This window comes from Desulfovibrio oxyclinae DSM 11498, from assembly GCF_000375485.1.
GTDB lineage: Bacteria > Desulfobacterota > Desulfovibrionia > Desulfovibrionales > Desulfovibrionaceae > Pseudodesulfovibrio > Pseudodesulfovibrio oxyclinae.
The window spans coordinates 141,840-167,321 of the sequence record NZ_AQXE01000004.1; the positions used below are offsets into that span (position 1 = coordinate 141,840).

At 59.5% G+C, this 25,482-nt stretch carries 23 protein-coding genes; 9 read left to right on the top strand and 14 right to left on the bottom strand.

The window, feature by feature from the left end; all coding sequences use genetic code 11:
- Positions 1–440: 440 nt before the first annotated feature.
- On the bottom strand, positions 441–1,469 hold the full coding sequence (locus B149_RS0105990; protein ID WP_018124271.1) for a hypothetical protein: 1,029 nt from the start codon (positions 1,467–1,469) through the stop codon (positions 441–443).
- Positions 1,470–1,605: 136 nt separating this feature from the next.
- Complete coding sequence (locus B149_RS0105995) at positions 1,606–3,216, bottom strand: sodium:solute symporter family protein (protein ID WP_018124272.1); 1,611 nt, start codon at positions 3,214–3,216, stop codon at positions 1,606–1,608.
- Positions 3,217–3,298: 82 nt separating this feature from the next.
- Here B149_RS0105995 and B149_RS0106000 point away from each other — a divergent pair, with 82 nt between their 5' ends.
- Positions 3,299–3,775, top strand: a complete 477-nt coding sequence (locus B149_RS0106000) for an HAD family hydrolase (RefSeq protein WP_018124273.1) — start codon at positions 3,299–3,301, stop codon at positions 3,773–3,775.
- Between the two features lie 18 nt (positions 3,776–3,793).
- Here the strand turns inward: B149_RS0106000 and B149_RS0106005 are convergent, their stop codons facing one another.
- From B149_RS0106005 to glnD, 5 genes are all read right to left on the bottom strand, one after another.
- Complete coding sequence (locus tag B149_RS0106005) at positions 3,794–4,570, bottom strand: HD-GYP domain-containing protein (protein WP_018124274.1); 777 nt, start codon at positions 4,568–4,570, stop codon at positions 3,794–3,796.
- A gap of 5 nt (positions 4,571–4,575) precedes the next feature.
- Positions 4,576–5,358 carry an NmrA family NAD(P)-binding protein gene (locus B149_RS16585; protein WP_018124275.1) on the bottom strand — a complete coding sequence of 261 codons (783 nt, stop codon included), beginning with the start codon at positions 5,356–5,358 and terminating at the stop codon, positions 4,576–4,578.
- Positions 5,359–5,438: 80 nt separating this feature from the next.
- Positions 5,439–5,696, bottom strand: coding sequence for a hypothetical protein (locus B149_RS0106015; RefSeq protein ID WP_018124276.1), 258 nt, complete (start codon positions 5,694–5,696; stop codon positions 5,439–5,441).
- 43 nt (positions 5,697–5,739) lie between these two features.
- The gene (locus tag B149_RS0106020) at positions 5,740–6,741 is read right to left on the bottom strand and encodes an asparaginase (protein ID WP_018124277.1); all 1,002 of its coding nucleotides are present in this window, start codon (positions 6,739–6,741) and stop codon (positions 5,740–5,742) included.
- Positions 6,742–6,824: 83 nt separating this feature from the next.
- Complete coding sequence (gene glnD, locus B149_RS16590; protein ID WP_018124278.1) at positions 6,825–9,308, bottom strand: [protein-PII] uridylyltransferase; 2,484 nt, start codon at positions 9,306–9,308, stop codon at positions 6,825–6,827.
- A gap of 149 nt (positions 9,309–9,457) precedes the next feature.
- On the opposite strand from glnD, the gene B149_RS0106030 reads away from it, so the two are divergent.
- Both B149_RS0106030 and B149_RS0106035 read left to right on the top strand, forming a co-directional pair.
- Entirely contained in the window at positions 9,458–10,441 is a 984-nt protein-coding gene (locus tag B149_RS0106030; RefSeq protein WP_018124279.1) for an amidoligase family protein, read from the top strand.
- Entirely contained in the window at positions 10,426–11,178 is a 753-nt protein-coding gene (locus B149_RS0106035) for a gamma-glutamyl-gamma-aminobutyrate hydrolase family protein (protein WP_026167477.1), read from the top strand. The genes B149_RS0106030 and B149_RS0106035 overlap by 16 nt, the downstream gene beginning before the upstream one ends.
- A gap of 69 nt (positions 11,179–11,247) precedes the next feature.
- Here the strand turns inward: B149_RS0106035 and B149_RS0106040 are convergent, their stop codons facing one another.
- From B149_RS0106040 to zupT, 3 genes are all read right to left on the bottom strand, one after another.
- Entirely contained in the window at positions 11,248–11,586 is a 339-nt protein-coding gene (locus B149_RS0106040) for a P-II family nitrogen regulator (protein ID WP_018124281.1), read from the bottom strand.
- Between the two features lie 14 nt (positions 11,587–11,600).
- Positions 11,601–12,803: an ammonium transporter gene (locus B149_RS0106045; RefSeq protein ID WP_018124282.1), complete on the bottom strand. Its 1,203-nt coding sequence runs from the start codon at positions 12,801–12,803 to the stop codon at positions 11,601–11,603.
- 135 nt (positions 12,804–12,938) lie between these two features.
- Positions 12,939–13,775 (bottom strand): zinc transporter ZupT, encoded by an 837-nt coding sequence (gene zupT / locus B149_RS0106050; protein WP_018124283.1) that lies wholly within the window; start codon positions 13,773–13,775, stop codon positions 12,939–12,941.
- 171 nt (positions 13,776–13,946) lie between these two features.
- Between zupT and B149_RS0106055 the strand changes: the two genes are divergently transcribed.
- The 3 genes from B149_RS0106055 (at position 13,947) to B149_RS16595 (ending at position 15,913) form a co-directional block, all read left to right on the top strand.
- On the top strand, positions 13,947–14,819 hold the full coding sequence (locus B149_RS0106055) for a metal ABC transporter solute-binding protein, Zn/Mn family (RefSeq protein ID WP_018124284.1): 873 nt from the start codon (positions 13,947–13,949) through the stop codon (positions 14,817–14,819).
- 141 nt (positions 14,820–14,960) lie between these two features.
- Complete coding sequence (locus B149_RS0106060; protein WP_018124285.1) at positions 14,961–15,437, top strand: chemotaxis protein CheD; 477 nt, start codon at positions 14,961–14,963, stop codon at positions 15,435–15,437.
- A 65-nt stretch (positions 15,438–15,502) separates the two neighbouring features.
- A complete protein-coding gene (locus tag B149_RS16595) occupies positions 15,503–15,913 on the top strand; it encodes a PilZ domain-containing protein (RefSeq protein WP_018124286.1) in 411 nt (136 codons plus the stop codon).
- Here the strand turns inward: B149_RS16595 and B149_RS0106070 are convergent.
- The 4 genes from B149_RS0106070 to B149_RS0106085 form a co-directional block, all read right to left on the bottom strand.
- Positions 15,885–17,279 (bottom strand): sigma-54-dependent transcriptional regulator, encoded by a 1,395-nt coding sequence (locus tag B149_RS0106070; protein ID WP_018124287.1) that lies wholly within the window; start codon positions 17,277–17,279, stop codon positions 15,885–15,887. The two genes, B149_RS16595 and B149_RS0106070, sit on opposite strands and share 29 nt — an antisense overlap.
- A 58-nt stretch (positions 17,280–17,337) precedes the next feature.
- Positions 17,338–18,246: a TIGR01777 family oxidoreductase gene (locus B149_RS0106075; RefSeq protein ID WP_018124288.1), complete on the bottom strand. Its 909-nt coding sequence runs from the start codon at positions 18,244–18,246 to the stop codon at positions 17,338–17,340.
- Between the two features lie 76 nt (positions 18,247–18,322).
- On the bottom strand, positions 18,323–20,518 hold the full coding sequence (locus B149_RS0106080; RefSeq protein WP_018124289.1) for a sensor histidine kinase: 2,196 nt from the start codon (positions 20,516–20,518) through the stop codon (positions 18,323–18,325).
- Positions 20,519–20,522: 4 nt separating this feature from the next.
- Positions 20,523–21,158: a DUF4390 domain-containing protein gene (locus B149_RS0106085; protein WP_018124290.1), complete on the bottom strand. Its 636-nt coding sequence runs from the start codon at positions 21,156–21,158 to the stop codon at positions 20,523–20,525.
- A gap of 137 nt (positions 21,159–21,295) precedes the next feature.
- On the opposite strand from B149_RS0106085, the gene B149_RS0106090 reads away from it, so the two are divergent.
- From B149_RS0106090 to B149_RS0106100, 3 genes are read left to right on the top strand one after another with little or no spacing between them, the layout of a single operon-like run.
- Positions 21,296–23,698 carry a Lon protease family protein gene (locus tag B149_RS0106090; protein ID WP_018124291.1) on the top strand — a complete coding sequence of 801 codons (2,403 nt, stop codon included), beginning with the start codon at positions 21,296–21,298 and terminating at the stop codon, positions 23,696–23,698.
- Between the two features lie 9 nt (positions 23,699–23,707).
- Entirely contained in the window at positions 23,708–24,478 is a 771-nt protein-coding gene (locus B149_RS0106095; RefSeq protein ID WP_018124292.1) for a hypothetical protein, read from the top strand.
- A gap of 60 nt (positions 24,479–24,538) precedes the next feature.
- Positions 24,539–25,006, top strand: coding sequence for a LysM peptidoglycan-binding domain-containing protein (locus tag B149_RS0106100; protein WP_018124293.1), 468 nt, complete (start codon positions 24,539–24,541; stop codon positions 25,004–25,006).
- The last annotated feature ends 476 nt before the right edge of the window (positions 25,007–25,482 follow it).

Genomic DNA, 25,482 nt, shown 5'->3' on the forward strand with positions numbered 1-25,482 from the left:
CAGCTGCCGGGGTCATGCGGCTCTGCCTGTAACAAACTCAATTTTGGGGTGCTTGTGAAGAAGCTGATCCCTCAAGGCAACCATACTTCTTCTCTATACTTAAAATCGTATGAGCCTTCAAACAGCCTTCTCCGTATAACAGTCTCGTTTCATGCCAATGATGTCTGGCTTCCTCCGAAGATGACAGATAGGGGGCTGGAGTTAGAAACTTGGTAAATTCTTTTAGAAGGTAAAAAGACTAGGTTAAGAAAAGCTGTCAAAAAAGACCATAGATTTGTTCTGCAAAAGGATAGAGTGGGACAAAACCGAAAGGCTGGAAAAGAGGTTGCTTAGGTTTGTTGAGCCCGTGGCAGCTAAGAATGAATAGAAGGTGCCAAACAGGTTATGTCTTCTTGCAGACCCTTTTCCTGATTCCATTGAAATACTGGTTGAATAGATGCTTAAGCCTTTTGAAAAGAATCTTTTCCGGATGAGTTGTTCAAGTTCTGAAGCTTTTCGACTTCAAGGAAGAGTTGCGTAATCATGCAGATGGCAGTTTCGGGCTGCAGTCCAGGGTAAGGTTCCCAATGTGTATCAGGATTCGGAGGAGGTGCATAAAAGAGATTTCCATCCTCTCTGCCAAGAAACTCGCGAGCAACTTTTGCATTTGAATGAGCGTGTCTGGTAAATATTTCAAGCCGTGTAGGAGGAGGAAAGGTTGAATGATCTTGGAAGCTCTCTGTTCTGCTGCCAGTTTCCAAGGATGTACGAAAGAAATTGCCTGCCGCCAACTTTCTGGACCAAGGGATATCCATCCTTCCGATTTCCTGGAAGACAGCAAAGGTATCCGCCTTCAGTCGAGGATTGGGATTTCCGGATTTGAAAGCGAACTGTTCAGGATTGCTGACGCCTAGCGCTGAAAGAAAATCGGTCCGGACATCCTTCCCAATAAGTTGTTCTTTTTCGAAAGGGCGAATAATCAGCTTTTCATTGCCGAAGCGTGCAGCGATTGAGGATACAAAGGCGTAGTAGTCACAAGGGAACTCTTGGTGAAAGCTTTCTATAAATTCAGGTATTGTCCCAGGGTTTTTGAATTTCTTCACCCGCTGGTTGTACATCGACTGAATGTGTGAATCCTGACGGCGAAGATAAATAACAAAATAAACATTCACTCCGAAAAGTGCCGTGGCGATGTCGTCGATGCTCTCCGGTTTATTGTGAAACGTTTTTGGAAACATTTCCGATGAGATAATGACATGGTTCTTGGAATTGTCGCAGTAGCGCTTCAAATAACGCCATTTTTCAAAAGTCGAATCCGCCGAATTCTCAAACCAGCTTCGGGCTAAGGGGTTGTGTGTATCTACCCCAAGCTCATTAGGATAGTATACGAAACCTTCGGAAAGTAACGGCTCAGGGTTCTCGAAAAGAGTCTGCTGAATTGCCGTTGATCCTGTTTTGGGTATCCCGATGTGAATGTAAAGCGTGCTCACTGTATAGTCCTCGCCTGAGTTGCAGAGGTTTTCTTGATGTTATAGCCAGATCAAAAAGTCAAGAACGCCTACATAATACGTGTAGCTGCCTATCTGTATAAACGATTGATTCTTCGATCAAGGCAAAAACTCCCCCCTACACCTCACTCCAGCACCTATCGATATGCGACCGTTCGTAGGGGCTGCTGAATTTGCTGACTGTTATAGCGATGATTGCAGCTGCGGGCAGAGCCATGACGTTGGGGTCGATGAATTGAAGCATCCATGGGTAGGCGTTCGGTGTGGCGGTGGAGACGAGGGTGGGGTTTCCGGTGAGCGCTTCGCAGAGGCCGAGGCCGGAGGCGGATTTTCCGTGGATGAAGAGCATCCAGAACATGGAACAGCCGAAGCCGCCGAGCATGGAGGCGATGGCGCCGGCACGGGTCATGCCTTTCCAGAAGAGGCCGAGCAGATAGGCGGGCAGGAAGGTGGCGAGGCACAGGCCGAAGAAGAATGCGGTGGCGCGTGCGATGATGGAGCCGGGCAGCACCCAGGCCCAGACGAGGGTGATGAAGACGGTGGCGGTCACCGCGTACCGGGCCACTTTGACGGATGCGCTGGAGCTTGTTTCGGCATACTGCTCGTAGACGTCCCGGCCAAGGGAGGTGCCGCCCACATGATATTGCGAGGCAAGCGTACTCATGGCGGCGGCAAGCATCGCGAGCAGGAAGAGTGTGGAGTACCAGTGCGGCATGATGGTCTCGATGAAGGTCGGGATGATCTTGTCGAGGTTGCCACCGGCCATCTGGATGCTTATCTTGCCGAATTGCTGATAGAATATGGCGTTGGTAAACGCGCCGACGGAGTAGATGACTCCGGGAATCAGCAATATGAAGAGCGTTCCGTAGATGACGCCTTTTTCGAGTTCGCGATCGTTGGGCACGGTCATGAAGCGCACCACGAGCTGCGGCTGTGCGAGAACGCCGAGGCCGACGCCGTAGATAAGCGTGGTCCAGATGACCATCCACATGGGTGAGCCGGGTTCCGCGCCTTGCGTCCAGCCGTTCATGCCGAGCGCCTGAAGCTTTTCGGGCATGAGCGGCGCCATTTCGGAGAGCGTCTGGAAGCCTTCGGAGAAGCCGCCGAGCATGTTCCAGACCACATACAGGAGTACGAGCATCATGCCCACCATGATGCAGCCCTGAAACGCCTCGGTATACATGACGGCCTTCATGCCGCCCGAAATGACGTAGACGGCAAGCAGCAGCGTAAAGCCTACGAGCGCGAAGTGAAAATCCAGGCCCATGGAGACTTCGAGCATGCGGCAGATGCCGATGAGCACCGCGGCGGCGTAAAGCGGAATGAACGTGAAGATGGTTCCGCCCGCGAAGGCCTGAATGAAGCGCGATTTATAGCGTCTGCCCAGCAGTTCGGGGAAGGTTTCGGCGTTGAGGGCGAGCCCCATCCGACGGGTCCGCTTGCCGAAGATCAGCATGGCGATGACGATGCCGACCACGATGTTGAGCACCATCAGCCAGAGCAGGTCGAGGCCGAACATGGCAGACGCGCCGCCGAAGCCGATGATGGCGCTGGTGGAGATGAAGGTCGCGCCGTAGCTCATTGCCATGACGAAGGATTTCATCTTTCTCCCGGCGAGCATATAGTCGTCGGAGCCGGTGGTTTCCTTCCAGCCACGGTAGCCGAGGTAGAAGACGACGGCGAAGTAGGCGAGGGCGGTGACGATCTTGACGGTAAGGGCGCTGGGCATGGCCTCTCCTGCAAAGTGATTTCGGAAAGGGATACTGGTAGTCGCCGCAACCATAACCTGTCAATCGGACTGGAGGTAATTCATGGAGATATTCATCCCCGGAATGGGCAACCTGAAGCCGGAGACGGTGGTGTTCGATTACAACGGGACCATCGCACAGGACGGAGAACTGCTCCCCGGCGTGAGTGAGCGCATCGAACAGCTTGCAAAAGAGGCGCAGGTGGTGATTCTGACTGCGGATACGCACGGGGACTGCATCCGCAAAATGTCGGACCTGCCGGTTCTGGTGGAAGTGATTTCACCGGCCGAAGGAGTGGGCGAGGACGAAGCCAAGCTCGCCTATGTCGAATCCATTGGCGATTTTTCGTGCGTGGCCATCGGCAACGGCCGCAATGACGGTCCCATGCTCAAGGCGGCTGCCCTCGGCATTGCGGTAATCCAGCGCGAAGGGGCTTCGGTGCGCGCGCTCATGTCTGCGGATGTGGTGGTAAACGATGTGCTCGACGCCTTCGACCTGCTGCTGCGGCCGGATCGTTTGCGTGCCACCATGCGGCGCTAGAAGCCGGGATGGTGCGGCTCAGGATTCGAGCCCGTTCTCTTCGACCTCGGCAATGAAGGCTTCGACCACGTCGGCGTCCAGCGCGCCCCCGGAGTTCTCGCCGAGGATTCGGAAGGCGTCTTCCGGCGGACGGCCTCGCTGGTAGGGGCGGTCCGTCGTGATGGCGTCAAAGCAGTCGGCAACGGCAATGATGCGTGCCCCCAGCGGGATTTCCTTTTCAGCAAGCCCGCGCGGGTAGCCCTGTCCGTCGAGCCGTTCGTGGTGGGCGTGGACGTATTCGAGCGCCGGTCCGAGGAATTCCAGCCCGGCGAGGATGTCGAATCCCCACTGCGGATGGCTGCGGATCTCCAGCATCATGGACTCGTCGGGACTCATGTCATCGTCACGGAACATGCGGTCGGAAAAGCCGATCTTGCCGATGTCGTGCAATAGGCCGGCCACGCGAAGATTCTCGCATTCCCTGCGCGGCAGACCCATGCGACGGCCGGTGCGCATGGAGTAGGCGGCGACGCGTTCGCCGTGGCCTTCCGTATATTGATCTCGTGCCCCAAGCGCCTGTGCGATGGAGGTCACGGTGCGCAGGGCGTTGTGCTTGATGGTCTCGTTAAGCTGCTGAAGATGCTGTTCTCTGGCCTCGATGCGGACCATCATGGTCGCCACTGCCTCGGCTATCTCCTGAATCTCCACAGGCTGTTCCGGACCGGTGAGGTCGAGAATCTCCTCGGAGTAGTTGCCCGCTGCAATGTCGCGGATGATTCGGATGAGCCGGGTTCTGGCTTCGCGAGGACCGGGCATAGGCTCTACTCCGGTTCGAGGGATGCGAGATAATCGGCGTAGGAGTGAGGATCGCGGCCGGTGATGTGACGGACCGCACCGGTGACGTTTCCGGCCATGCCCCGCTTGGCGATGCGCGACAGGCTCAGGAGCATGTTGCGGGACCACTCGTCGAAACCCTGCTCGGAAAGAACGGCCAGATAATCATTTTCTTCGAGTGCTTCCGCGTTCGGTAGCTTGTCGGACACTTCACCCATCGTCTGCACGAGATCATCCATGGAAAGCCCCTGCGGTCCGGTGACGGCGTAGGTGCGGCCATTGTGAGCCTCTTTATCGGACAGGACCGCCTCAACGCACGCGGCAAGGTCGCGACCGTCAAGATAACTTACGGCCGCGTCACCGCTTGGAATGCGCAGAACGCCGTTCAGCTCGGCGGGAGTGGGCAGGGTCTGCATGAGCATGCTGGGCCGCAGGATGGTATACGGCAACCCGGATTCTTCCACGGCCAGATCCACGCGACCAAGCTCGCGCCCGAGCCGCCAGTGGGCGTCGTTGGCCGAGGCGTAAAGCGAAATCCGAACCACATGGCCGATTCCGGCTTCCTTGGCGGCGTTGACGAGGTCGAAGCCCTGCCTGACGAGCGTTTCCTCCAGCGGGGAAACGAGCACGAGAACGTCAGCCTCGCGCATGGCCGCGACGGGGTCGGTGTCGGGCGAGTCAGTGGCGATGTCGAATCCGCTCCCGGCAAGCCCTTCTGATACGGCGCGTCCGGCAGGGGTGTCTGCTGCTGCGAGAAAGAGTCTGGTCATGGGGTCCCTCCGTCATGTTCTGGCCGATTCTGATGGAGGGGGATGGTACGCGTTCACCCGGAAAAAGAAAAGGCGCAGGGCTAATGTGCCTCAGCGCCCTTGGGCATGGAGTCTTCCTGCTCGTCGTTCATTCGGACGATCTGGGTGCTGAAGGAAGTCTCGCCGGGCTTGCAGGACGGGCAACCGTCTGAAATGATGGCACAATGCTCATCCACTTCCTCGTCCGCGATTTCCGCGGCATCCAGAATCTTCTTGGTCTGTCCCGGCCCCCACAGGATGGGCTGGCCACATTTTCCGCATTCAACGTATATGAGATCGGGATCGTATGTTTTTGTCATGCCGGGAATGTAAGCATCCTTGCCCCGGAATGCAAGGCGCGGCCTACTCCCATTCAACAAACAGGCGGCTGGCTTCGTCGGCGTTTTCGGCCATGGCCAGTGCCAGCATGAGACGGATGCGAGCCTTGGGGCCACCCATGCGCCGTGAAAGGATGACGCCTTTCGACTTGAGGTCCGCTCCGCCGCCGGGATAGCCGTAAATGGGCCAGACGCCGCCCTCGATGCAGCGCGTGGCCAGCACCACGGGCATTCCGGCGTCGAGGCAGCGCTGCACGCCGGGCACCGCTCCCGGGGGGATGTTGCCCGCCCCGAAGCCTTCCACCACCAGTCCGCGCGCGCCGTTTTTACGAGCCTGATCGAACGGCAGGGAGTCCATGCCGCTGTAACAGGTGATGAGGGGAACGCCCTTTTCCAGCCGTTGGGCGGGGAACTTGCGCCTCGGTTCGGCAGCCAGCGGACAGCCCGCGAGGATGACTTCCTCCCCGGCCACGTAGCCGATGATACCGGCCTCCCGAGAGTCGAAGGCGTCCACGTTCAAGGAATTGATCTTGACCGCCTCGCGTGCGGGGAAGATACGGTCGGTCATAAGCAGGGCCGCCCCGGTGCCGGGGGGCAGCGGCAGGAGTACGGTTCTGACCGCGTTGAGCAGGTTGCGGATGCCGTCGTAGCCGGTTTCCGAATAATAACGCATGCTTCCGGTGAGCACCACGGTCTTGCGAGTGTCCACCACCAGGTCGCACATGTAGGCGGTCTCGGCCAGCACGTCGGTGCCGTGCAGCACCACTGCGCCGAGGCAGTCGTCAGCGTCCACGGCCTGCTGCACGTCGCGTGCGAGCCGGAACATGTCCTCTGGCGTCATGTGCGGGCTTGGTTTGTCGGACCACAGTACGGGTTCGAGGCTTACGCCGTCCGGAGGCGAGGCCAGTTCGTTGAGCAGCCGGGAAAAGTTGTTGCCGGGAGCAACGCCTTCATGCCCCTCGCCGGGGCTCATGCCGATGGTTCCGCCTGTGAAGAATACCTTGATGACGCCGTGCCGCGTGCCCATGCCTGCCTCCGTGTTCGCTGGTTACGCGGATGCAATGGCAGAGAACCGCGCCGCTGGCAAGTCCCCGGCATTGCAGGGCTGCCTCAATACAATTCCCCGACACGTGTCAGTGCGCGTCGCAGGTTCCGGATTCGCGAGCCGTCGCTGAGCTTGGAGCCGTCCGCTTCGCATACCCGGAACACGTCGAGCGCGCGGCCGGATATGGTCGAAACCCGGGCCGAACCGATGTCCAGCTCAAGGTCGGAGAGCACCCGGGCGAGATCATGCAGCAGCCCGATGCGGTCCGGGGCGGATATCTCCAGCAGGGTGAAGCCGGGGTCCGCCTCGTTGTCGATGCGCACGGAAAGCGGCAAATCGGGGCCGCGTCTCGGGGCCAGCAGGGAGCTTCGTTTTTCCGCAAGCCGTCCTGACACGTCGAGCTTGCCGGCCATGGCCCAGGTGATGTTGGAGGAAAGCCGTTTCAGCAGTCCTTCGTCCGGTGCGGAGCCGTTCTCCCTGCCGACGGTGAACACGTCCACGGCGGTCTCCCCTTCCCATGTAAAGATGTCCGCCGACAGAATGGAAAGCCCGAGCAGGGCCATGCAGCCCGCAACGGTGGAAAAAAGGCCGGGCGAGTCGTGCGCCGCCACCGTCACTTCGCGCACATCCGGCACAGGACCGGTTGCGCTGCGGATGACGTTCACGCCGATGCCGCCCTTGCCGCCGGGCTTTCGTACCCTGTCTTGCGCCACGGCAGTGTCCAGTTCCGCCACCATATCGGCATGTTCCGCCAGTGTCTCCGGACTGAGTCTGCGGCGGGCCTGCTCCGGGATTCGCACCAGCATCTGCGCAGTCACGTCAGGAACTGATTCGAAAGGAACGTCCGCATGCAAAACGGTATCCGGCGAACCATGCCCACCTTTTTCGAGTATGGCTCTCGCGCTGTGATAGAGCCGCTCCCGGAGCGACCTGTTCCAGCTGCCGGAAACCTTGGGTCCGGTCGCTTCAGCATCGGCAGCGGTCAGCAGATGCAACATGTCCAGCCGTCGCACGGTAACGCAGGTTTTCGCCACAGCCTCCGCTGCCGCCGGATCCTCCGGGTCGTGTCTGGCTGCGGTGGCCGGAAGCAGCAGATGATTGCGAACCAGAAACGCCACGTCTTCAATGACATCCCTGCCGTATTCCAGTTGCAGGAGAGAATCGCGGGCGAGCATTTCCCCGGCCTGTTCGTGGTCCGGCTCTTCCTTGCCCAGATCGTGAAACATGGCTGCCAGCAGCAGCGGTTCGGGGCGCTCGATGTGTTCGGAAAGCGCGCTTTCGGTGCCGCGTCGCCCGGCGATCATGTCACCGATGGCGGCGCAGGTGGCCAGCGTGTGCCTCCCCGCCGGGTGAACGTGGATGTCATCGAACTGCACGAAGTGCCTGACTCGCTCGAAGGGTGGCAGCACCGCGCCGAGCAGCCCCGTGCGTGACAGCGGCAGTACGGCGTTTCTGGCATGCGGCAATGTGAAAAGCTCCATAATGCGTCGGAACAGCTCGGGGTCATGGTCCAGAATCTCCGCCTGTCCGGCCACGCTGGCGGAAACGGCACGCCTTGCGCGCCACGAGAGCGGAATGCCCGTGCTCGCGGCGGCAGTAAAGATATCCAGCAGCCGCTCGGGCTCAGGCGAGCCTTGCGCAAAACGCAACCCTTCCGGTTCCGCCGCAATGCCCTGAGGCAGTCCCTGCGCCTCGTGATGCTGTCCGGCCACATGAAGCACGGCGGCCTCGCGCATGGCCGCCACATTGCCGAGGACACTGTGCAGACGGGTCAGGAAGAACTCCACGGCGCGCCCCGCCTTGTCGGCCTCGTCATCGGGTGCCACATAACCAAGCAGGGTGGCGACCTGTCGTTGCAGGTCGAAATGCAGACGGTCGAGCCCGCGTCCCGCCGCGTGATGCAGGGCCGTGCGTACCCGGAGCAGAAATTCCTCTTGTCGCCGGAGCCGGGTCATTTCCTCAGGCAGGAACGGATTGCGGTCCGGGGCTATGCGGACCAGCCAGTCCACGGTCTGTATGTCCCGTAGACCACCGATGCCGTTTTTCAGGTCCGGTTCGAGCAGGCTGGCCGAGTCCCCGAAAGTCTCCTCGCGGGAACGTGCCTCGGATGCCGCGGCTCGCGCAATCTCTCGTTCGCGTCCCTTCACCGCCTTGCGATGCACGGTTCGCAACAGTTTGCTGAAGGTTTCCTCGTTGCCGCACAGGAACCGGGCGGTCAGCAGGGAGGTGAGCACCTGAAAATCCGAAGCCGCCAATGAAGCGCAATCCTTGACCGATCGCACTCCGTGGCCCACCTTGAGGCCCACGTCCCAGAGAGGGTGAAACAGTTCGCGTGCGAACGGCTCGGCATCGCCGGGAATGCGGCCGGGGTAGATCACGAGCACGTCAATGTCCGACCCGGGGCAGAGGGTGCGTCGTCCGTATCCGCCCACGGCCACCACGCAGAAAGGCTTTGCGCTGGCTGCCCCTGATTTCGTAAGCTCCCTGACGCGCTCTTCGAAGTACGTGTCGGCGGCATGCGCCAAAGCTTCGGGAAAACTGGGAGGCACACGCGCTTCCAGACGTTTCAAGAGTGTTTCGCGAGATTGTTTCAACGCCTGCGCGCTTGATGCTGGCGCCCCGCTCGGAGCTTGTGATACGCTGTTGCTCATTGCTTGAACCCCGGTGCCGAATGCACCACATACTTACGGAAAACGATATGATACTGCCACAGATTCAACATAAGAAAGACGGGTCCGAACGTCGCGTCGGACTGGAATTCGAGTTCGCGAAGCTCGGGCCGGAAGCCGCGGCCGAGGCTGTTCGCGAGGTTTTCGGCGGCGAGATAAAGCGCAAGAACAGCTTCGTCTTCACCGTCGAGGAAACCGAAGTGGGCAAATTCACGGTGGAGATGGACGCCGCCATGCTCAAGGAAAAGCGGTACGAGGAATACCTGCAGTTCATAGGTATTGACGTTTCCGACGAGGCCCAGCGTCTGGAGCAGATGCTTCTTGGTCTGGCCTCCGATCTGGTGCCGTGCGAGGTGGTCACTCCGCCGCTGCCGTTTTCGGTGCTTACCGAAGCGGAAGCCCTTCGACGCAGACTGCATGAGTTGCACGCCCGCGGCACCCGCGCAAGCTTCACCTACGCCTTCGGCCTGCACTTCAACGTGGAGCCGCCGGACACGTCCCTGAAGACGCTGCTGGCGTACCTGCGCTCCTTCCTGCTTCTGGAAGACTGGATACGCGAGCGCGGCGTGGACCTCACCCGCGTCATCTCCCCCTATATTGACAGGTTCCCGGCAAGTTATCTGAAATACGTACTTGATGAAAAATACTGGCCTTCCGACGTACGAAGTTTTGCCGATGACTACATGAAATACAATCCCACACGCAACCGTGCGCTGGACATGCTGCCCATGTTCGCCGAGCTGGTCCCCGAAGAACTGGAGGAGCACCCGGTGGAGCACGATCTCATTCAGGGACGGCCGGCATTTCATTACCGTCTCCCGGATTGTCGTCTGGATGATTCCGGCTGGAGCGTGGAGTTCGAGTGGGAATCGTGGCTCGAAGTGGAGCGGGTGGCGAACGATCCGGAACTGCTTACGGCAATGACGCGGGACTGGTTTGAGTCCAGACGCATTTCGGAGCGCGTGCTCGGTGATTCATGGCCTGACAGGGTGGCAAAATGGCTCGACCGGTAATAGGGGTCTGCGGTCCTGACAAAGGGGGTGGCCCCGCCTGGTGGTTCACGGCGCTTGCGGTGTTTCGTGCAGGCGGTCGTCCCGTGCGCATCACTCCAAAGCGCCCGCGACAGATTCATGAACTCGACGGGCTGGTACTCGGCGGCGGCGCCGACGTCAGCCCGGAAACCTACGGTATGGAAGCCCTTGATCCCGGCCCCAAGGAGAAGCCCAAGCCCACCGATCTCGGGCTGGCCATTATTCTGCTTCTCTTGCGCTGGCTGTTCGGGCTGAAATTCGGCCCCAAGCGCGACCCTGCCCGCGACGATCTCGAACTGCATCTGCTGACCCGGGCCATGGACAAGAATATGCCCGTGCTGGGCATCTGCCGTGGCTGTCAGCTGATGAACGTGCATCTTGGCGGTTCGCTGCATCAGGACCTCCGGGATTTCTATGAGGAACATCCACAGATTCAATCCGTGCTGCCTCGCAAGCGCATCCTGCTTCAACCGCAGACGCGCCTTGCCGAGCTGCTGCGGGCAAGGACGGTTTTCGTCAATGCGCTGCATCGGCAGGCCGTGAACGACGTGGCTCCGGGGCTCGTAGTTGCGGCTCGGGAACTCAATCAGGTCATACAGGCCGTGGAGCATTCCGAAAACAGGTTCATGCTGGGTGTGCAATGGCATCCGGAGTACATGCCGCAGTCAAAACGTCAGCAGGGATTGTTCCAAGCCCTGGTCAAAGCCGCCAGAGACTGATTCCTTCCCGGTTTGGGCGGACCGCTGATGGGGGGTGCGGTCCGCCCAAAAGGGAGGTGTCCGGTTCGTCTAGATGGCCTCGTCGCCGGTTTCGGAGGTGCGGATCCGCACTGCCTCATCGACGGGGTAGACGAATATTTTCCCATCGCCGACGTGTCCGGTGAAGGCGGCGGCTCTTGCGGCCTCTACCACCTCGCGCACCTGCGCATCGTCGATGATTATCTCGATCTTGATCTTGGGGACGAAATCCACCTGATACTCGGCCCCGCGATACACTTCCTTGTGACCGCCCTGTCTTCCAAAGCCCTTGACCTCGGTGACGGTCATGCCCTGAATGCCCAGATCGGTCAGGGCAACCTTGATGTCGTCCAGCTTGAACGTTCGCGTTATGATTTCCACTTTCTTCATGGCGATACTCCTGTCTAGATCTGATACCCGGTTTCGCTGTGCAGGGAAACATCAAGTCCGCGCACTTCGTCTTCTTCGCTCGCCCGAAGTCCCACGACCGCATCGACAACCTTAAAGATGATCAGGGTCATGATGAAGCAGAAGGCCCAGGTGGCCACGACGGAAACGAACTGTATCCAGAGCTGACCGGGGTTGCCGTAAAGCAGGCCCTTGGCGCCTTCGGTGGCGAAGATGCCCGTGGCGAGCGCGCCCCAGGTACCGCCGACGCCGTGGATGCCCACCACGTCCAGCGAATCGTCGTATCCGAACTTGTTCTTGAGCATGATGCCGCCGTAGCAGATCACGCCTGCGCCGAGGCCGATGAGGATGGCGTTCATGGGGTTCACGAAGCCTGCCGCCGGGGTGATGGCGACCAGTCCGGCGACCGCGCCGGAAGCCGCGCCCAGCGTGGTGGGCTTGCCTTCATGCATCCACTCCGCGGCAAGCCATGAGAGCAGCGCGGCGGCAGTGGCCATGTGTGTTGTCACAAATGCGTTTGCAGCATTGCCGTCCGCAGCAAGAGCGGACCCGGCGTTGAAGCCGAACCAGCCGAACCACAGGATACCCGCGCCGAGCACGGTCATGGGAAGGTTGTGAGGAATAAAGGCAGTTTTGCCGTATCCCTTGCGCTTGCCGAGCAGGACAGCACAGGCCAAAGCCGCTGCAGCGGAACTCATGTGCACCACGGCACCGCCGGCGAAGTCCAGCGCGCCCATTTCGCCCATCCAGCCGCCGCCCCACACCCAGTGGCACATGGGGGCGTACACCATCACGATCCACAGCGTGGAAAAGAGCAGGAATCCGGAAAATTTCATGCGTTCGGCAAACGCGCCAGAAATGAGCGCGGGCGTGATGACCGCAAACATGCACTGGAACGCCATGAAGGTCAGGTGCGGCAGGTTGTCCGCCGGTGAACCCTCCGTGGTCATCCCGACGCCGTTGAGGAAGGCGAAGTCGAATCCGCCGATAAGGCCGCCGATGTCACTGCCAAAGGAAAGGGTGTAGCCGACCACCGCCCAGACGATGGACGCCAGCCCCAGGAGCACGAAACTGTGCATGATGGTGGACAGGACGTTTTTGGACCTGACCAGCCCGCCATAGAAAAGTGCCAGACCCGGCGTCATGAACATGACCAGCGCCGAGCAGATGATGATAAAAGCATTGTCCGTTGCGTTCATTGTTTACCTCCGACATGAGGCTTTGCAAAACGCAGGCCAAATATTTACCCCTGAAAACAGTACACTTTTACATAATTGAGAGCTTGGCTCTGCCAAATTTGCAAACAGAAGTGTATTTGATTGCAAAATTGTAATCTAGAGAAAGAGGAGGAGGCTGAGCGACATAACCGCCATCCCGGCGACCACGCCGATGATCGACCAGTGATGTTCACCATATTCCTCGGCGGCCGGCAGAAGCTCGTCAAGGCTGATGTAAACCATGATGCCCGCCACGGAGGCGAAGAGAACGCCGAACAGTGTCGGCGTAAAAAAGGGCATGAGAAGCAGGTAACCGACGATAGCCCCGACAGGCTCCGAGACCCCGGACAGGAAGGAAAGTTTGAAGGCCTTGGCGCGGCTGCCGGTGGCAAAATAGATCGGCACTGACACGGCGATGCCTTCTGGTATGTTATGGATCGCGATGGCGACCGCGATGGCGACCCCGAGAGTCGGGTCCGTCAGCGCTGCGGTGAAGGTGGCAAGCCCTTCCGGAAAGTTGTGGATGGCGATGGCCAGAGCCGCGAAGATCCCGGTGCGATGCAGCTTGGCGAAGTCGTGCGACTCGTTTTTGGGCAGCGTCTCCATTCGCTGGTCCATTTCCTCAATGGAGTGGAGTTCGTGAGGGTTTTCATAGCCCGGCACAAGCTGGTCTATGAGAGCGATGAGCATGATGCCGGCAAAGAACGCGCCCACAGTAGCCCATGTCCCCGGCACCTCTCCCAAAGACATCATCAGAGATTCCTTTGCTTTGAAGAATATTTCAACAAACGAAACATAGAGCATCACCCCTGCGGAGAAGCCAAGTGCCAGCGACAGAAATCGCGTGTTGGTGGATCGGCAAAGAAAGGCTATTGCGCTTCCCACGCCAGTGGAAAGGCCGGCAAAAAGGGTCAGACCGAAAGCGAAATATACGGCGTTGGCGTCAAACTGCATGTCTGCTCCGAAAAGATGGATGGAAGAGAACAAAATGGAACGGAAAAGCCGCAGGGACAATAGCACGAAAAATCAATATTAAGCCAGCCATGCGATCCCTTCGAGTTGACATGCTCAAACTAATTGGGAGAATACTGGACTTCAATCCTGTAACCGCCTGCGGAGTTGCCAATGATGAAACGAATTCTTGCCACCCTGATAGCCCTTATCCTGTTGACCGGTACGGCACACGCGGCAACCAAAGTTGTCGTCAGCATTGTTCCGCAGCAATACTTCGTGGAACAAGTCGGTGGCGACCTCGTCGATGTCTCCGTGATGGTTCAACCCGGTGCGAGCCCCGCATCATACGAACCAAAACCGCGCCAGATGGCAGAACTTTCACGGGCGCAGCTCTACTTCTCCATAGGAGTCCCTTTCGAAAGAGCATGGCTGCAGCGAATGAAGTCAGCAAGCCCGCAATCGACTTTCATCGCAATGGATGCAGGCGTTGATAAACGACCAATGGCTCGACATCATCACCATGAAGAAGTGCACGTTGAGAATGGAGAGCATCACGGAATCCCTGACCCGCACATCTGGACGGCCCCGCCGATAGTCAGGCAGATGGCAGCCTCAATTCTCAAAGGACTGATCGAAGCAGATCCTGAAAACGAAGCAGCCTACCGCAAGAATCATGGGTCTTTCGTACACAAAATAAATAAACTTGACGGCGACTTGCAGTCTCTCTTCGCCCAATCCAACCAAAAACGATTCATGGTCTATCACCCATCATGGGGCTACTTCGCCCAAACCTATGGCCTGACGCAGATTCCCATAGAATTGGAAGGCAAGGAACCCGGCCCAAAAGAACTTGGCGAACTTATTCAACACGCCAAAAAAGAGAACATTCGAGTGGTATTCGTCCAACCCCAGTTCTCGGACAGAAGCGCCGAACTCATCGCCAAGGCCATCCAAGGGCAAGTCATCAAGGCCGACCCGCTCGCCTATGACTGGGAACAGAATCTGCGAGACGTTGCTCAAGCCTTTCAAAAAGCCCTCCGGTAGCAACGAGATGGTGCCGCCGGCGGCATCCCCCTTTTCTGTGTTCAGCTTTCGAAAGATGCCTGTTTTTCATCCAAATAATGGATGAAACGTGAAAAACGGTATATGGTATGCCGACACGGAACTATCAGGGGTGCCCGGTTCATGAGCCTGCTCGTCGTCAACATCTCGGACATGAAGATCTCCACGAATCCGGAAGACGTTATCGTCACCTATTCGCTTGGGTCGTGTCTCGGTGTTACCGCGTATGACCCCAAGAAGCGGATTGGCGGGCTGATTCATTGTTTGCTGGCTCGTGCGTCCACCTCCCCGAAGCGGGCGCAGCAGAATCCGTACATGTTCGTGAACACCGGAGTGGCGATGATGGTGCGCAAGCTGGCCATGAAGGGAGCGGACATCAAGCGGCTGGAGTTCAAGGCTGCGGGCGGGGCGAACATGCGCAACGAGGACACCTTTCTTACAGGACAGAAAAATTACGAGGCCCTTTTGCGACTCATGGAGCGCAACGAGATAAAGCTGAAGGCGTCGGATGTGGGTGGTTCCATCCCCCGCACGATTTTTCTGCATCTGGATACGGGGAAGGTCGTGATGAAATCGCTTGGGCGGATGAAGGAGCTTTAGGGCTTGCTCGGATAATAATGCGGGCGGGTCTTTTGCTACGGGAAAGGCTTTGCTAGGATGGATGCATGATCAGAAGAATCGGCAGCTGGTTCAAGCGAAGGAGCGGCTCGGATAAACGCAACCGCAGCCGTGTGGACATCGGGTTTCCCGCCTTCATCGAGGTCGGGGATGTCATTACGCCCGTGACCACGGAGAATCTGAGCATGAACGGTGCGCTTTGCACCGGAGCCGATTCGTTTATTGAAGGCGAGNCCTGCCAGCTCATCATTCCGGTGGCTGGCGGGATTCGGATCGCTGTGGAGGGCCTGGTGGTCCGCTCGGATGGTGAGTCCACGGCCATCCGGTTCACCGGCATGGATCCCGAAAGTTTTACCCATCTGCGCAGGATGGTGGAACTCAACGCGCATGATCCGGACCGCATCGAGCGGGAGCTTCGCGGGGAGAAGACTACTCCGCCTGAATCTCGTAAGTCTTGAGTTTGCGGTAGAGCGAGCTTCGTTCCATACCCACCGCCTTGGCGAGCTGCGAAACATTGCCGCCGAATTCCCTGAGTTTCGATTCCAGAAAACGAGCTTCGAAGTCGGCCCGGGCCTGCTTGAAGTCCACGGGGCCGCGTTCGAATTCCGGGCCGTTCGGGATAGGGGGCTGTTCGCCTTCGGCGGCTTGGGTGCGCACGGGGCATATCTCGGGCGGCAGGCGTTCGGCGTTGACGGTGTCGCCAGCGTACATGATGAACATACGTTCCACGAAGTTTTTCAGTTCCCGGACATTGCCCGGCCAGCGGTAGGTTGTGAGACACTGCATGGCATCGTCATCGAATGCCAGCGGCTTGAAGCCGTGCTGTCTGGCTATCTTGTCCATGAAGGCCCGTATGAGCAGAGGAACGTCCTCGGCGCGCTCCCGCAGGGGGGGCACTTCCAGTGGAAAAACTTTCAGGCGGTAGTAGAGGTCCTCGCGGAAATTCCCGACCTTGATCTCTTCGGCAAGGTCCTTGTTGGTGGCGGCGATGACACGGGCATCGACCTTGATGGTCTTGCGGCCCCCCACGCGTTCGAAGCTCTGCTCCTGCAGGATGCGCAGGATCTTGGCCTGCGTCTTGAGGCTCATGTCGCCGATTTCGTCGAGGAAGAGGGTGCCCTTGTGGGCCAGTTCGAATTTGCCGACCTGTGCTGTCTCGGCTCCGGTGAAGGCGCCTTTCTCGTGGCCGAAGAGTTCGGACTCGATGAGCTCTTCGGGGATGGCGGCGCAATTCACGGCCACCATGGGCTTGTCGGCGCGCATGGACTGGGAGTGTACGGAGCGGGCGACGATTTCCTTGCCGGTACCGTTCTCGCCGGTGATGAGCACCCACGCGTCGGTGGGGGCCACGCGTTCGATGACCTGACGCAGATGGTCTATGGCCGGAGATTCGCCGGTGAGCCGGGTGGTGCGGTCGCCGTCAATGCGTGAGCGCAGTTCACGGTTTTCCTGTTTGAGTCTGGCCACTTCAAGGGCGTTGCGGCTGGCGGCCTCGACTTTCTCAAGGGAAAGAGGTTTTTCGATGAAATCGAAGGCGCCGTTCTTGAGGGCCTTGACCGCCGTCTCGATGTTGCCGTGCCCTGAGATCATGACCACGGGAATATGGGCGTAATCGCGTCCAAGGATTTCCAGTGCTTCGAGGCCGTCCATGCCCGGAAGCCAGATATCCAGAAACAGGATGTCCGGGTTCTCGGTCTTCAGCAGTTCAAGGCCGTCCTCGGCGTTTTCCGCGTCCACCACGTCGAGGCCTTCGTCTTCCAGAATGCCCCTGAGCGAGAAACGGATGCTCTCTTCGTCGTCTATGATCAGTACTTTGCCCGCCATGAATCCCTCCGTGATAAGCTGACGCCGCCGCGTAGTGTAAGGCAAGCCGGGCCGGGCTTCAAGATCGGTTCAGAATATCCGGCAGGGCGTCCTTGAGCATGGGGAAGCGGAACTCGTATCCGGCCTTCTGAAGCCTTTCGGGCAGGGCGAACTGGCCGTTGAGAAGCACTTCGTCGGCCATCTGACCGAATATGAGCCGCAGCATGAAGGCGGGCGGATTCAGTTTGTGCGGCCTGTGCAGGGTTTCTCCGAGTACGCGGGCGAATCTGCTGAAGGTTACCGGCGTGGGAGCCGTCAGGTTGTAGGGGCCGCAGGTCTCGGAGTGTTCCATCAGAAACTTGATGGCCCCGACTTCGTCCTTGAGATGTATCCACGAGACGCCCTGATCACCCGTGCCGGGAGCTCCGCCGACGAACAAACGGAACGCGGGGAGCATCCGTTCCAGCGCGCCTCCGTGGCCGAGCACCATCCCGGTGCGGATGATGACGCGGCGGATGCCCATCCCGTCGATTTCCTTGGTGGAGTTTTCCCATTTACGGGCCACGTCAGCAAGAAACCCCGTGCCCGAGGGGGTGTCCTCGGTTACCGGAGTGCTCTTGTGGTGCCCGTAGTAGCCCACCGCCGATCCCTGCACGAAAACGCGGGGAGCATCATTGGCCTTGCGGATGCCTTCAATGAGGCGCTGGCCGGACTTGAGGCGGCTCTGGAGGATTCTTTCCTTGACCTTGGGCGTCCAGCGGCCTCCGGCAATGCTGGAGCCAGCGAGGTTGACGATGGCCGTGGACGGGTCGATGAGCGACGGCCACTCACCGCCATCCCAGGTAAAGCCAGAAACGCTCTGTCCGAAGACCCGCTCGACCGAGGCCACGGAGCGTGACAGAACGATGATTTCATGCCCGGCCGCCATGAGGGTGGCGGCGAGCGACCTGCCTATGAAGCCGGTCCCGCCGGCAATGATGACTCGCATGGTGTACCTCCGTGTGATGCCAAGCATAGCACGTCCGGGGCATCCTCGCCACATTGCTCGAAAAAAATAAGGTGCGTCAGGCGAGCGGCAGCTCTACACGAACCACGGTGCCGCGAGGCTTGTTCGCGTGGGCCGTGACCTTGCCGTGGTGGTCCGCCACGATGGAACGGACGATGGTCAGGCCGAGGCCGGTGCCGCCTTTTTTGCGGGAGAAGTAGGGCTCAAACATGCGCGATGCCCCGTCTCTGGGCAGTCCGGAACCGTTGTCGGCAACGCTCACAACCACGCGATTCTTCTTCCGTTCATGTACCGCCCTGACCACCACGCTGCCGTCTTCCTGATCCTTGAGGGCTTCCTCGGAGTTGGTCAGCAGATTGATGAAGACCTTGCCGAGGGCTTCGCGGTCAAAGGACATTTCGGGCAAATTTTCGGGCAGTTGCAGGTGCCAGTCGATGTTGCGGTGCGTGTTTTCGAACATGCCCACGGTCTCTTCAAGCAGGGGGCCCAGATCGCCGGGCCGGGGCTGGACTTCGGGCAGCTTGGCGTAGGCGGAGAATTCGGAGACCATCTGCTGAAGCCGTTCCACCTGACTCACGATAAGGCCGGTGCAGTCGTCAAAGACCTTGTCGTCCACGCCTTCGCCGAACTTGCGCTGCAGGCGCTGGGCAGAGAGCTTGATGGGCGTGAGCGGGTTCTTGATTTCGTGGGCGATTCGCCGGGCCACTTCGCGCCATGCGGCCAGCCGCTGAATTTTTTCCAGCTCGGTAATGTCTTCAAAGACGGCCACGGTGCCGACCTCCGCGCCGGGGATGCCGGGCAGGGCCACCACGTTGATAAGCAGTTTGCGCACCCGCTCCGGCGTCTGGATGTCCAGCTGCTTCTGCCACTGCTCGCCGGGATTGCTGCCCACCGCTTCCAGCGCCTCGCGCATGATGTCCGCGAACTCGCCGGAGAGCAGGGTGTGCGGCTTCTTGCCGATGAGGAATTCTCCGGGTGTTCCAAGAATCTGTTCCGCCGAGCGGTTGACGGTTCCGATGCGGCCGGATGCGTCCATGGAGATGACGCCGGAGGTGATATTGTCCAGAACCGCCTCGATGTAGCGGCCGCGACGTTCCAGTTCCTGATTCTGCCTCGCCAGCCGTTCGCCGGCCTTCAGCTCGTTCTGACGCGCCAGTTCGAGGTCTTCGGTCATGCGGTTGAACGAGCGCACGAGGAAGCCCAGCTCGTCATCGGAGCGGTCCTCAAGGCGTACGGACAGGTCGCCGCGCGCGATGCGTTCGGTCCCCGCCGCCAGCGCCTGCACCGGGGCGGAGAGTTCCTTCGCCAACCGGAAGCCGAACCAGATGGAGCCGAGGATGATGAGCATGGTCATGACCCCGAGGGTCAGGTACAGCGTCATCTTCCATGGATATTTCAGGGTCTTGAGCTTTTTGTATTCGTCAAGGCCGCGCACGATGCGGTCCAGCTTGTGCAACAGGCCGCGGCCCACGGTCTCACCCAGGACGAGGAAGCCGGTGGTGCCGTCGTCCACGGGCGTCACCCCGACGATGAGGTCGCTCTGGGGGGTGGGGATGATGGTGGACCACTGGCGGGGATCGGAGCGCAGGCCCTCCCAGTCGATCTTTTCCTGAATCTCGGGCCATGCCTTTTCCCACTGGGCGGAGTAGTGGGTGTTCTGCACCGAGCCTTTTGGCGTGATGACCCCTACGAGGCTCAGGTCGTATTCCTCGAATTTCTCACCCAGAAAATCGTTCATACCCTTGCCGCCCCACGCGAAGCGGCGGTCCACGATCTCGTCGATCATGTTTTTGCCGCGCCGCTGGAGCCTGTCCTGCGACGAGCCGTAGAAGGCCCGGCCAAGCTCAAGAGCCTGCTCCATGGATTCCTCCACCTGCCCCTTGAACCAGTAGTCCACGGACGTCTGCACGAACTTCACACTCACAAGGAACATGAGCACGGTGGGAATGAGCGACAGGGAGATGAAGGCGAGCACCAGCCGCGTTCGCAGCTTGGAGCCCAGCACCCTGCGGCGACGTTCCAGCAGCAGCTTCACCCCGTTTCTGGTGACGATGAACAGCACCACCAGCAGCAGGATGAAGTTCAGGTTCAGCAGGCCGAGGAAAAGATAGGAGTTGCCCCCGAGATATTTGAGTTCGACCCACGTCAGGACGGCGATGAGGGCGAAGCAGAGTCCGGCCGCGATGAGTTCGCGTTTGCGGCGGCGGCGCTCCCGCTGTCCCACCTCGTCTATCTTGATGTAGCGCGAAGTCATGGCGTCAGTACCGGAAGTCCAGAGTGGAGGTTACGCTCGGTCCGCCCTGCCATGACCAGAAAAGGAAGGTTCGGGTGAACCAGTCTGGCACGTCCATGGGCATGAGCGCGGCCTCGACTTCCAGCCGGTAGTTTTTGCCTCGTTCGAGACTGCCCCACGGGCAAAGGGGTATGGAGAACGATTCCCAGCCTTCGGCAAGCAGTGCGGCGAGATCTTCGTTGCGCATGGCCTGCTCCTGCCCGGGCAGCATGAGCGCGAATTCCTTGGTCAGGGCGTCGTATTGGATGGCTCCCTCAAGGGCGCTTTCGCCAAGGGTGGAGCTGAAAAAGAACCTGCGGTTCAGGGAGATGGAGGCGCGGCAGGCCAGCTTGATGCCCACGCCGTTGCGCAGGGTGTCCGCGATTTCGTCCACTCCCTGAAGGGCTACGCCGAACTGCGCGGAGAGAGTGTCCCCAACGCGGGTGGCCGAGACCGATTCCAGACTGATGACCTGTGCCCGGGCCGGGAGTGCGGTCGTCAGCAGAATCAGCGGAATGAGCAGGCTGAAAAAGCGTTTCATCATGGTTACCGAAGTGGTATCAGCAGCCGGGGGAAAGAACAAGCGGCAGGCATTGCCCGAACCGGCGACGCCGGGTATCATGGCCGTCTCGGCAGGGGGTTCTTGAATGCCGGAGCCGTTCCGGCTACCCTCTGCGGACAAGGTCCCGCCGGAACCCCCGGTGCGCCCATGCGGCGACCATGTTGGAACGGGACACGAACACACTGATACGAGGACGCATGAGCAATACACGTATGCCGCGCCCGCTGGCCGTTTCCCGGCTGCGCGCCGCGCTGGACCCCGCGAAGGTTCCTTTCGAAAACAGCGACGCCATACCGGACAGCGATCCGACCCCGTCGTTTCAGCCCCGCGCCATCAAGGCCCTTGAACTGTCGCTGGCCGTGAGCGGAAACGAATACAACGTTTACGTGGCGGGCGAGCCCAACATGGGCCGCAGCCACTTCATCGGCAGTTTCCTCGGCAAGCGCGCCCGCAAGGCTCCCACGCCGCCGGACTGGGTCTACCTGTACAACTTCGAGGACGAGGACCGCCCAGTGGCCCTGTCCCTGCCCGCGGGAGTGGGGCGAAAGTACAAGAACGCCCAGCAGAAGGCGGTTTCGCGCCTGCGTTCGCGCATCCCGGCCCGGTTCGAGGAGGAGTCCTTTCAGAAGACGCATGAGCGGCTGCTCAAGAAATTCACGCAGCGCCGCGACGAACTGTTCGCGCGCATGGAGGAAGAGGCCGAAAAGACCGGTTTTCGGCTGTCCATCGACGAGGATTCGGTCATCACGCTTGCCCCCATCGTGGACGGCAAGCCCCTGACCGACAGCGACTACGACACCCTTGATCCCAAACTGCGCAAGGAGTTGAAGAACAAGGGCGAGAAGTTGCTGGAAGAACTTTCGGATGACCTGCGCAGCATCAACCGCAACGAACAGGGTCTGAAGAAGAGCGAAGACGACCTGCACCGGGACACGGCGCGCGACGAGGCCAAGGCCGAACTGCAGCCCCTGCGCGAGGAGTTCGGTCACATCGAAGGTCTCAAGGAATACTTCGAGGCGGTCGAAGAGTGCGTGGTGGACAACGTGGATCAGTTCACCGGCAAGGAGACCGCCATGCCGTCGCTGTTCATGGACACCCAGAGCTCCGGCGAAGACTTCTTCACCCGTTTCGAAGTCAACCTGTTCGTGGACAACGGCAAGACGCAGGGCGCACCGGTGGTGAACGAAGATCACCCCACCGCCTTCAACCTGCTCGGGTCCATCGAGCGCGAGTCGGAAATGGGCGCGCTCTACACGGACTTCACGCTGGTCAAGGCCGGGGCGCTGCATCGCGCCAACCATGGCTTCCTGCTGCTCAACGTGGAAGACCTGCTGAGCAATCCGCACTCGTGGGAAGGCCTGCTCCGCGCCCTGCGCGCCGGACATGCCAAGATCGAGGACCCGGTGGAGCCGGATCAGGTCCGTGCGCGGACCATCGAACCGCAGCCGATCCCCATCGAGCTGCGCGTCATCCTTATCGGCACGGACATCAACTATGAGCTGTTGCTGTATAATGATGACCGATTTTCCAAGTATTTCAAGCTCAAGGCCCATCTGCAGCCAACGTGTGACCGCGACGCCAAGAACGTAAAGCGGTATTTGCGCGCCCTGGGGCGCATCGCAAGGCAGGAGAAGATGCCGCCGTTCAGCCGCGAGGCGCTGGCCGGGCTGGTGGACCTCGGTTCCCGGCTGTCCGAGGATCAGAAGCGGCTGTCGCTGTACTTCCCGCTGATTCGCGAGCGCATGGTGGAGGCCGCGGCCCTGACCCGGATTCGGGGCGGGGAAACGGTGGAGTATTCCGATCTGGCGCAGGCCATCGAAGATCGGGACTACCGCTCCGACCTGTATCAGACCGAGTTCATGTCCGATTACGACCGTGAAGTCATCAAGGTGGCCACCGGCGGCTCGGCGGTGGGCGAAGCCAACGGGCTTTCGGTAACCCAGTTCGGGGATCACGAGTTCGGTCTGCCGCATCGCATTGCCTGCAAGGTGGGCGTGGGGCACGGCGGCATCATCGACCTTGAGCGCGAAGCACAGCTGGGCGGCCCCATCCATACCAAGGGCATGATGATCCTCAAGAGCTATCTGGTGGGCCTGTTCGCGCAGGACAAGCCGCTGGTCATGACCGGCAGCCTGTGCTTCGAGCAGTCTTACGCGGGCATCGAGGGCGACTCCGCTTCCGGGGCCGAGCTCGCCGCGCTGCTTTCCGCACTCTCGGGCGCGCCAATCAACCTGTCCTATGCCTTCACCGGAGCGGTGAGCCAGAGCGGTTGCATCATGGCGGTGGGCGGCGTGAACGAGAAGGTTGAAGGATTTCACAGGGTCTGCTCACGGCGGGGGCTGACCGGAGAGCAGGGCGTGCTGATTCCGGCTGACAACGCGGTCAACCTCATGGTCAACGATGACGTGGTGCGCGACGTGCGTGAGGGGCGGTTCCGCATCTATCCGGTTTCCACCATCGAGCAGGCCATGTATGTCCTCACGGGAATGAAGACCGGCGTTCGCAACACACAGGGCCGGTTCCCCAAGGGCACGCTCTACCGCATGGTGGACGACAGGCTGGCCGAGCTGGCGGATCTCGCCAAGAAGAAAAGCAAGTAGGGAGGCTCCATGTCCCGCAGCTGGATTCGAGAAAAACTGCCGGAGTTCGTGCGCGACCTGTTTCGCATGTTCTGCCACTCTTCCGTGGCGCTGAACCGGGAGTTCGAGAGTTTTGACGAGGAAGGCGTGGTCTGCTTCGAGTGCCTGCGGGACCTTGTGGGTACGGAGATGGACAAGGGCCTGCTGTGGCGCATGAAGGACACGGCGCACCACGTGTTCCGCAATGATCCGGAGAAACCAGCGGAAGGGCAGTTTCTTGACTGGGCGTTGGGCTACATCTTTCACGAGACCGTGAAGCTGCGCGAGGACGCGTATCAGCTCCAGAACTACGGCCCCTGGCTGCAGGAGATCATGGAAGAAGACGCGCACGGACCGCAGCAGGAAGTTTCCGGTCGGCTCGTGGAAGTGCTGACCCAGACGCGCGAAAGTATGCGTCGCGAAATTGACCGTATCCGTTTTTTCATGAACAACTGCCGCACCTTGCTGCCGGTCTACCTCGTGCGTCACCGGGATAATACGCTGCTGGCCCGCTTCATCTTCTCGCACGAAGATTTGGTCCGGAATGCTTTCGGCAGCGATTACGGGATGTTGATGGAGGGTGTCTACAAAGACGAGCCTGAGCGGATGTATGTTCTTGCCTGCCGGAGCCTGCGCATGGGCGGCTGGTTCGCTGAGGCAAACCGCGCCATTGAGGCCGCACTCCAGGAGCGTCCCGACGGGAAATTGGTGTTGCAAGAAAAAAAAATAATTGATAATTGGGCCAGTAGGATCAAGTCCTGAGCCTACATTGAAGAGTGAATTCTAAATGACGAAAGAACAATACTTGAGAGGAGGCCGTCGATGAAGAAACTGCTGCTGCTTGCAGTCGCCTGCATGATGATTTTTGCATGGGGCTGTTCCAAAAAGGTCAACCCCGAGCCGGAAGTGGTCGTGGTTGAAGAAGAAACCACAATTGTCGAAGAAGAAGTGGTCGTGGATCCGATGGCCGTGTACAAATCCCAGTACGACAGCCTGCCGACCACCCACACCGTGACCAAGGGTGAGTGCCTGTGGTGGATCGCCGAGTACAAGCAGGTGTACAACGATCCCTTCATGTGGCCCCTCATCTTCAAGGCCAACCGCGGTCAGATCGACAATCCGGACCTGATCTACCCCGGCCAGCAGTTCGAAATTCCGCGCTACGGCTTCACCCTCGACGAAGTGAAGCAGGCCCGCAAGGAAGCCGGCGCTCCGTGGAAGGACCTTGAGCCCGGCCCGGACGCCTGGGTGCCCGCTGAAATGCGCGCCGCCCTCGGCTACAGCTTCTAAGTCGGCCGACGATGAAGATTCGAAGCCCCCGCATCAGCGGGGGCTTTTTTTGTCTAATCAGTTTGTGTGCTCTTGGAATATCAAACCCAGCAGGGTCGCATAGGGCAGTCCGTGCGGTTGTTTGGTGGGTCGCAAATCTGCTTGCGGGAAGTGCAAGGAGTCATGATTGGCGAGTCAGGGTCTCCGCCTCGCTCCGTGTTGGCGCGGCGGTATTGATGGATATGTCGATTGTGTGGCCTCGAATCCTGCTGGATCAGATGTCTCTAAGGAGGCCTCCTTTGAAGAGTTCTTCTCTGGCGTTGTTGACATAGGTTGCAATAATTTCATGCCGGCCGAAGAAAGAGTTTTCATTAAGGGTGATTAGCACCTCAGAAGATTGATGCAAAAGTAACATTGTAGATAATGGGCTCTTTTTACGTTGCTGTAAGGAACGAATTTGCGCCAGAAAACCTTGTTCAATAGGACTCCGTTTTCCG

Coding starts and splice junctions, on each gene's coding strand:
- B149_RS0106085 (WP_018124290.1), bottom strand. CDS start 21,158: ATGATACCCGGCGTCGCCGGTTCGGGCAATGCCTGCCGCTTGTTCTTT.
- B149_RS0106035 (WP_026167477.1), top strand. CDS start 10,426: ATGGCTCGACCGGTAATAGGGGTCTGCGGTCCTGACAAAGGGGGTGGC.
- B149_RS0106100 (WP_018124293.1), top strand. CDS start 24,539: ATGAAGAAACTGCTGCTGCTTGCAGTCGCCTGCATGATGATTTTTGCA.
- B149_RS0106070 (WP_018124287.1), bottom strand. CDS start 17,279: ATGGCGGGCAAAGTACTGATCATAGACGACGAAGAGAGCATCCGTTTC.
- B149_RS0106030 (WP_018124279.1), top strand. CDS start 9,458: ATGATACTGCCACAGATTCAACATAAGAAAGACGGGTCCGAACGTCGC.
- B149_RS0106005 (WP_018124274.1), bottom strand. CDS start 4,570: ATGCCCGGTCCTCGCGAAGCCAGAACCCGGCTCATCCGAATCATCCGC.
- B149_RS0106075 (WP_018124288.1), bottom strand. CDS start 18,246: ATGCGAGTCATCATTGCCGGCGGGACCGGCTTCATAGGCAGGTCGCTC.
- B149_RS16585 (WP_018124275.1), bottom strand. CDS start 5,358: ATGACCAGACTCTTTCTCGCAGCAGCAGACACCCCTGCCGGACGCGCC.
- B149_RS0106040 (WP_018124281.1), bottom strand. CDS start 11,586: ATGAAGAAAGTGGAAATCATAACGCGAACGTTCAAGCTGGACGACATC.
- B149_RS0106020 (WP_018124277.1), bottom strand. CDS start 6,741: ATGGGCACGCGGCACGGCGTCATCAAGGTATTCTTCACAGGCGGAACC.
- B149_RS0106045 (WP_018124282.1), bottom strand. CDS start 12,803: ATGAACGCAACGGACAATGCTTTTATCATCATCTGCTCGGCGCTGGTC.
- zupT (WP_018124283.1), bottom strand. CDS start 13,775: ATGCAGTTTGACGCCAACGCCGTATATTTCGCTTTCGGTCTGACCCTT.
- B149_RS0106090 (WP_018124291.1), top strand. CDS start 21,296: ATGAGCAATACACGTATGCCGCGCCCGCTGGCCGTTTCCCGGCTGCGC.
- B149_RS0106000 (WP_018124273.1), top strand. CDS start 3,299: ATGGAGATATTCATCCCCGGAATGGGCAACCTGAAGCCGGAGACGGTG.
- B149_RS0106015 (WP_018124276.1), bottom strand. CDS start 5,696: ATGACAAAAACATACGATCCCGATCTCATATACGTTGAATGCGGAAAA.
- B149_RS0106060 (WP_018124285.1), top strand. CDS start 14,961: ATGAGCCTGCTCGTCGTCAACATCTCGGACATGAAGATCTCCACGAAT.
- B149_RS0106080 (WP_018124289.1), bottom strand. CDS start 20,518: ATGACTTCGCGCTACATCAAGATAGACGAGGTGGGACAGCGGGAGCGC.
- B149_RS0105995 (WP_018124272.1), bottom strand. CDS start 3,216: ATGCCCAGCGCCCTTACCGTCAAGATCGTCACCGCCCTCGCCTACTTC.
- B149_RS0106095 (WP_018124292.1), top strand. CDS start 23,708: ATGTCCCGCAGCTGGATTCGAGAAAAACTGCCGGAGTTCGTGCGCGAC.
- B149_RS0106055 (WP_018124284.1), top strand. CDS start 13,947: ATGATGAAACGAATTCTTGCCACCCTGATAGCCCTTATCCTGTTGACC.